Annotated in this window: 8 protein-coding genes; all 8 read left to right on the top strand. The window is 27.9% G+C overall.

Annotated features, from left to right (window positions below; all coding sequences use genetic code 11):
- A partial coding sequence (locus tag CHTY_RS03255; protein ID WP_203552450.1) for an HU family DNA-binding protein occupies window positions 1–261 on the top strand: 261 nt, incomplete at its 5' end.
- Window positions 262–296: 35 nt separating this feature from the next.
- On the top strand, window positions 297–572 hold the full coding sequence (locus CHTY_RS03250) for a hypothetical protein (protein WP_203552449.1): 276 nt from the start codon (window positions 297–299) through the stop codon (window positions 570–572).
- Window positions 572–1,174 (top strand): hypothetical protein, encoded by a 603-nt coding sequence (locus CHTY_RS03245; protein ID WP_203552448.1) that lies wholly within the window; start codon window positions 572–574, stop codon window positions 1,172–1,174. The genes CHTY_RS03250 and CHTY_RS03245 overlap by 1 nt, the downstream gene beginning before the upstream one ends.
- A gap of 59 nt (window positions 1,175–1,233) precedes the next feature.
- Complete coding sequence (locus CHTY_RS03240; protein WP_203552447.1) at window positions 1,234–2,436, top strand: AAA family ATPase; 1,203 nt, start codon at window positions 1,234–1,236, stop codon at window positions 2,434–2,436.
- Between the two features lie 2 nt (window positions 2,437–2,438).
- On the top strand, window positions 2,439–4,064 hold the full coding sequence (locus CHTY_RS03235) for a DNA double-strand break repair protein Rad50 (protein ID WP_203552446.1): 1,626 nt from the start codon (window positions 2,439–2,441) through the stop codon (window positions 4,062–4,064).
- Window positions 4,065–4,173: 109 nt separating this feature from the next.
- On the top strand, window positions 4,174–5,037 hold the full coding sequence (locus tag CHTY_RS03230) for a hypothetical protein (protein WP_203552445.1): 864 nt from the start codon (window positions 4,174–4,176) through the stop codon (window positions 5,035–5,037).
- Between the two features lie 22 nt (window positions 5,038–5,059).
- Window positions 5,060–5,410, top strand: a complete 351-nt coding sequence (locus CHTY_RS03225; RefSeq protein ID WP_203552444.1) for an SVM family protein — start codon at window positions 5,060–5,062, stop codon at window positions 5,408–5,410.
- 34 nt (window positions 5,411–5,444) lie between these two features.
- A complete protein-coding gene (locus CHTY_RS03220) occupies window positions 5,445–5,771 on the top strand; it encodes an SVM family protein (protein WP_203552443.1) in 327 nt (108 codons plus the stop codon).
- The last annotated feature ends 24 nt before the right edge of the window (window positions 5,772–5,795 follow it).

Genomic DNA, 5,795 nt, shown 5'->3' with positions numbered 1-5,795 from the left:
GCCGAAGTTAACCAAACTTCTATCACTCAAACCGAAGCATTTTATAAAAACTTAGAAAACACTTTAATAGAATCAATTACTTCTAATGAAGAAGTAATCTTATCACTTTCAATCGGTAGGTTTATCTTAAAAACTCGAAAAGCCCACATGGGACGAAATCCCCAAACAGGTAAAAAAATCAAAATCCCAGCCAAAACAGTCGTGACTTTCAAATTATCTCAAACTATCAAAGATAAAGTTAAAGCTTTAAAACTGGAATAATAAAAATAACTAATTAAAAAAGGAGAAATTAAAATATGAATAAAATAATTAAGAAAAAAACTAAATCAAACATTAATAAAAAAATTGCAAATAAAGAAAATTTAACCATAATAGAACCAATTAAAGAAAAAGCAATTGATATCCCCAACAAGAATAAACCTCATCGGTTAAAAACACTTGTTTATTTAACAATCATTTGCCATTTTATCTTATATACCAATGTTTTATATTACAATAATAAAATTCCTTGGTTCACAACAGGCATTAACAACTGTCTTGAATTAATCAAATCTATCGGAGGCCAAAAATAATGAAAATTAAAAAACAAAATAAAATATTAATTATTATCACATCTATCATTGTTTTATTTTTCACCACTTGGTCTATTTACGCTTTAACTAATTATTTCGCCAAACAAAGAAAAGAAAAAATTCACTTAATGAAAGATGTTCCTCTGTTCAATGTAGAAAGAGTAGGTGGTAATAATGAAGATAAAACCCTTTTACCAATCCCGATTCCTAACTTAAACCAACAAAAATATAATCACTTAATCACTATCAAACATGAAGCAACTCTTAACCCTAACGGAATGGATATTTCGATCCCTTTATATTTAAAAATAACACCTAAATATGATACTAACCAAACTTTTACTAAGCCTGAAAACTATTTTAATCTTAGTTTAAAAATTAACAACCATGATTATGATGACACTAAACGTCCACAAATGATATTAAACGAAAACGATTTAGGAACCCTTAATATTCAAATAAATCTCGAACAAAAAGAAATTATTAACACTAAAAATCCTCAATTAGAATTAATTGTTGATTATGAGTTAGTAGATTCCCAAGGCAAACCTTTTGGCGGAGGCAGTCAAACTATCGAAAACAAAATTTCTCAATTAGCATAATAAAAAAATTAAAAGACTAAGAAATTTCTTAGTCTTTTTTGTTTAGAAAGGAAATAATTATGACTATCAAAACCAAATCAAATAAACCTTTTAATTTCACTAAATTAATAATATGTATCATAATATCATTTATTTTATGTTTATCAGTTTATGTTTGGATTCATCATCAAACTTTAATAGAAACTGAAACACAACTTATAACCCACCACAAAAGATTAGAAAATCAAAGGAAAATCCTCCAAGAAACTAAAAAACAATTAGAAACTCAATTAACCCAAGCAACTCAAAAATTAAAGGAAGAAATTCAAACTCAATCTCAACCAGAAGCAATAAGCACCATTCCACAACAAAAAACATCAGAAGAACTATTATTTACTCCTTCTAACAATCAAAAATTTCCTAATTTCAACCAATTAATCGGGTTTAAAGAAGAATTAAAAGCAGTCGAAGGTTTTATTGATTATCTTAACAATAAAGACAACTACACCAATATTGGTGAGGTCGATTCTCCATTAGGCATCTTGATGTATGGTGTTCCAGGAACTGGGAAAACAACCTTAGCCAGAGCTCTCGCCAAAGAAACTAATCTTCCTTTCTTTGAAATAAGTAGTTCTATCTTTTCCCAAAAATATAAAGGAATCGCCCCTCAACTGGTTAAAGATTTATTTATGACAGCACGCGAAGAAGCAGCGAAAAATAAAGGAGCTATCATTTTCTTAGATGAATGTGAAACGATCTTTGCTGATTTAAGTGCCTTAGAAGCTGGTTCAGAAATCGCCAATGTCGTGAACCAATTTAAAACAGAGATGACATCTTTTGAAAATGACCCTGAACATCCCATCTTTATTATTGGCGCTACTAACCACATCGACCGAATTGATGAAGCCATTAAATCAAGGTTTACTTACAATATCGAAGTGAAACCAGGCAACAAAGAAGAAAGAGAAAAATTCTTAGCGTTCTTAATCAACAAAAGAAAAAATCCTTACAATGAAGAATCCAAACAATACTTATACGAAGTTATTAATGAAGCTTTAGAAAGATTACCAGTTAACCATCAATTTAAAAAAGCCAACCGTACTTTAGAAAACCTCTTAAAAACAACAGTCACTATCTTCGCTAAAAACCGCGGTCAAGGCGAAACAAGAAGAAACGAAATCAACCCAGAAGACTTAAAACAAGCTTACAAAATGATTATTTCTCAAGATGATACTATCTTAAACAACATCGAACAACAAAACAAAGAGAAAGGAGGTGTATAATTATGTTATCACCTTTAGACCTAATTAAAACTTATTTAAACTTTAAATCTTATTTAACTTGGTTTTTAATGGCTTCATTCATCTTTGGCATGTTCCTTTTCTTTAAAAGAAAACTTTCCAATAATCAACCAACCCAACACACAACAACACGGAAAGGCTATTTAATTTACTTTTTAATTATTATCGGTCTTTTAGGATTCATTTACTTATGTTTCTTTCATAAACCTCAAGAACCGTCAAGTAAATATGTAGGGCAATTAGTAAACGAAATTGATAAAGCTATTGATAAATATGATGAAGTCATCAATAATTACCAAGGATTAAAAGACAATTGGGAACAAGAATTAACCAAAGTAGAAGCCGAATTAAAAAAACTCTATGAAGAACAAAAACTAACCCAAGAACAAAAAGAAAAAATCAAAGAACTAATAAAACAAACAGAAACTAAAATTAATGATCTTAAAAAACAAAAAAAACAAACCGAAAATAACATCAATATTTTAAAAGAACAAAAATCTCAAAAAGAAGAAGCATTAGCTAACAAAGAAAAAGAAATAAAACTAACGGAAAAACAAATCGCCGAAGCTACTGATTTAACTGAAAAACAAAAATTACGCGCCAAATTAGATATCCTTTATGATGAAAAAATCGCCTTAGTTAAAGAAATAACTGAAATCGAAAGCCAAATAGGAACATTAGAAAACAAAATCAAAGCTTTAAATAGTATGTTATCAAATGCCATCAAACTAAAAGACTCATTACAGCGTGATTATGATAAATTAACTTTAGGCGAACAAACATTATTCAACCAAATCCAATCTATCGAACAACGCCGCAACGAAATCCAAAACAACATTAACCAAGTAAACAAAAAACTAGAAGAAATCAAAGCCGAACGCGAAATATACCAAGCATTAAAAGAAAAATATAAAGCCATGCATGTTCGCATGGAAACTTATGAAAAAGAACATGAAGCATCGGCTGGTAACATTGTAAAATGGGGTTTCAAAGCCTTCGACAAAATAACCGATTTAATCCCAGCCAAATACGGTATCAAAACCTTAGACAAAGCAACAACCGTAACTCGTAAATATGCACAAGGAATGGGAAAAGTAACTCTAACTCTTCACGAAGGTCATCGTCTATGGCATATGATTAATGAAAGTATTCAAGAAGGCAAAGAACATCCACCAATGATTACCAAAGAAACTTTAGAAATGTATACCAAAGACATCGATCGCGACCTAGCCAAACTCGACGCCGACTACAAAGATCAAGAAAAGAAAATAGAAGAATATAATAAACGTATAGAAATCCATAAATTAAGAGAAGAAGAGCAAACAGATAAAAACCAATTAAAGGAATTCAAACAACAAGACGAATCTCACATTGCAGAATATGTAAATATTGTTCAAAGATTAACAAACAAAAGAGACATACTTAATAATAAAACTCAAAAAGATGAAAAAATAGAACAACTAGAAATAAAATTAGAGCCAATCGATGAAGAAATAAAGTTGCTCAAAGAAGAATTAAAACAAACAAACCCTAACTACAATAAAACTCAAGAAAGAATTAAACAAACAAATAAAACAAAAATTCCTGAATTAATACCTATTCCTTCTTAAACCACTTTTTCTTTAAATTTAAAACCAATAAAGTTGTATAATAGTAGTGATTAATTTCTTTAAAAGATAATATAAATTACTACTATTATCGGAAAGGTCCTTAAAAGAAATGAATTTTTTTAAAAAACATGAAACAACTATTTATGCTGTTATAATATTTATAATTATTATTACTGTTGGTATTTTTCTAGGCATTAACGATTCTAAACAAGAACAAAAATCATTATTAAATGATCATGAAGAAATAGAAGAAAATCCTTATTCTCAAGAAGATGAAATTATAACAATTGATCAATTATCAAGCAAATCTGAATTAATTAAAAATACAATTCAAGAAAAACCAGTAGTCAAATATAATTGGGGTTATTATTACAAACCCGAACAATTAACTTCTCAAATTATTCGAATAGAAAAAGATATTGAAATTATTAAAACCAAATCAAAAAATTATTTGTATGAATATTTTAATTTCCCACTTTGGGCTCAGAGTGCAAATTTAGATCCTCTTCCGATTTGTATTTCTCGATTAAAGAGTGAAATAGATAAAATTGAAGAAATAATTAACCAAATTAAACCAAAAAAACCAATAACTCAAGCAAATTATGATAAGATTATATCTTATGTTTTATCTGAAAACGAAAATGAAGTTTTATCGCTAGATAATCTTACTGAAAAAGAAAAAATTACAATTGAAGAAGCAAGGGAATCGCAAAAACAAACATTAAAATTTAGAAAAGAAAATAAAGAAAGCATATTAGAATACCAACAAAAATGCGATGATTATAAAAAACAAATAAACAAACTTAACCCCGAAGATGGTTATGATGAAATCAAAATCGAAGCTTTAAATAGTATGTTATCAAATGCCATCAAACTAAGAGATTCATTACAACGTCAGTATGATAATGATATTTCAGGCGATCCTTTAGAAAATATCAACTCCCTCTACGAAATCACCTCAAATGAGGGATAAAAATAAAAGGAGATTAAAATTAATGTTTCAATTAAAAAATCAATTTAAAACCATTTATCTTTGTTTAATTGCTTTTCTAGGAATATTATTTATTTTTAATAATCATCAAGTCATGGCGGCGCCTAAAAAAGAAAAAGGAAAAGAAATCGCGTCTTCAAAAGAAATAAAAAAAACAAATAAAAAAGATGTGCAGAATTATTTTGAATTATACAAAACACTTGAAAACTATTCTGAAGAAGATAGAAATAAAATTATTGAAATTTTAGAAAATCCTGAATTATTAAATGCATTACAACAAAAAGCAGAAGAAGAAGGTAAAATTTCAAAAGAAAAAGGCTCTTCTTCAAAGAAATCTGATGAATCGAAAAAATAATTTTATATTAAATAAAATAAAGGAGATTTAATTAATGTTTCGATTAAACAATCAATTTAAAACAATTTATTTTTCTTTAATTGCTTTTCTAGGGTTATTATTCATAATTAATAATCGCCAAGTAATGGCAATGAATCAAAATAATAATAATATTAATCAACAGACTGACGGAGATATAAAACTATTAAATCTTATAAATCAAAGAAATAATTTAGAACAACAAATTAATAACGCTCAAAATAATAATTTACCTTTGATAGAAATTCAAGCTCTTCAAAGTCAATATCGCCGTTTAAGACGCCAAATTATTATTTACCAAAATAAATTGCAAGGAATCCCAACAGTAAGAAATACAAATTAATTATATAAAATTATATTAAGACCC

This window comes from Candidatus Phytoplasma meliae (assembly GCF_016876135.2).
This window is presented reverse-complemented; position numbering and strand designations above follow the sequence as displayed.

Bases quoted from the DNA above. Each gene is read 5' to 3' on its own strand.
- CHTY_RS03250 (WP_203552449.1), top strand. From the start codon at position 297: ATGAATAAAATAATTAAGAAAAAAACTAAATCAAACATTAATAAAAAA.
- CHTY_RS03245 (WP_203552448.1), top strand. From the start codon at position 572: ATGAAAATTAAAAAACAAAATAAAATATTAATTATTATCACATCTATC.
- CHTY_RS03240 (WP_203552447.1), top strand. From the start codon at position 1,234: ATGACTATCAAAACCAAATCAAATAAACCTTTTAATTTCACTAAATTA.
- CHTY_RS03235 (WP_203552446.1), top strand. From the start codon at position 2,439: ATGTTATCACCTTTAGACCTAATTAAAACTTATTTAAACTTTAAATCT.
- CHTY_RS03230 (WP_203552445.1), top strand. From the start codon at position 4,174: ATGAATTTTTTTAAAAAACATGAAACAACTATTTATGCTGTTATAATA.
- CHTY_RS03225 (WP_203552444.1), top strand. From the start codon at position 5,060: ATGTTTCAATTAAAAAATCAATTTAAAACCATTTATCTTTGTTTAATT.
- CHTY_RS03220 (WP_203552443.1), top strand. From the start codon at position 5,445: ATGTTTCGATTAAACAATCAATTTAAAACAATTTATTTTTCTTTAATT.